The following is a 768-nucleotide window of genomic DNA, read 5'->3' as shown; positions in this document are numbered from 1 at the left end:
CTACCTAATTTTGCAAGAACTCAGCAAATTGACAAAGGTTGATTTAAAGGATTATAAAGGCATTAAAACGGCATTAAACGTTACATTAGATCCAATTTTTGCAGCAGCAGCTAATATTTTTACAAACCAAGATGGATTCAATTACCTAGATCAATTAGAAGATAAGGATGGTCGTCCACTACTTCAACCAGATCCAACAAATCCGACTCGTAAGTTACTGTCAGGCAAGCCGGTTATTACTTTATCCAATAAAACAATTGCTACAGATAAGGATGGTAAAGCGCCATTTATTGTTGGAGATTTAAAAGAAGCAATTGTCCTGTGGGATAGAAAACAATTATCTATCGATATGACTAAAGAGGGTGGAAATGCCTGGAGAACAAATACTTCTGAGTTCCGAGCAATTGAGCGTGAGGACGTTACACCATGGGATACAGAAGCGGTTGTATATGGGCAAATTACGGTTGCACCTAAAACTGGAGCTTAATAAAGCAGGGGGTGTCCTTCTTGGTGCTAACATTAGAGGAAGCAAAGAAGTATCTTCGTGTGGATGGTGATGAGGATGATGACCTCATTGCCTCTTTCATAGAAGCAGCAGAAATATATATTAAGAATGCCACAAGTAAAAATGTAGATTTGAGGAGCGAGCTTGCTAAACTAGCGGCTCGCATTTTAATTGCTCATTGGCATGAAAACCGTGAAGCGGTTGGAAAAGCTGAACAACTTGCATTTAGTTTGCAGTCAATATTAATTCAATTGCAATATTGT

The 768-nt window shown here is 38.4% G+C and carries 2 protein-coding genes; both read left to right on the top strand.

The window, feature by feature from the left end:
• Window positions 1–487 (top strand): phage major capsid protein (locus BHE97_RS19625; protein ID WP_087625674.1); only part of this gene is annotated, 487 nt, incomplete at its 5' end.
• A gap of 11 nt (window positions 488–498) precedes the next feature.
• Window positions 499–768 (top strand): head-tail connector protein (locus BHE97_RS19620; protein WP_201791563.1); only part of this gene is annotated, 270 nt, incomplete at its 3' end.

Origin of the sequence: Aeromicrobium sp. PE09-221 (assembly GCF_002174305.1) — a bacterium.
Lineage (GTDB): Bacteria > Actinomycetota > Actinomycetes > Propionibacteriales > Nocardioidaceae > Aeromicrobium.
Note: the sequence above shows the minus strand (reverse complement) of the source record. Positions and strands in the feature narration are given on the sequence as shown.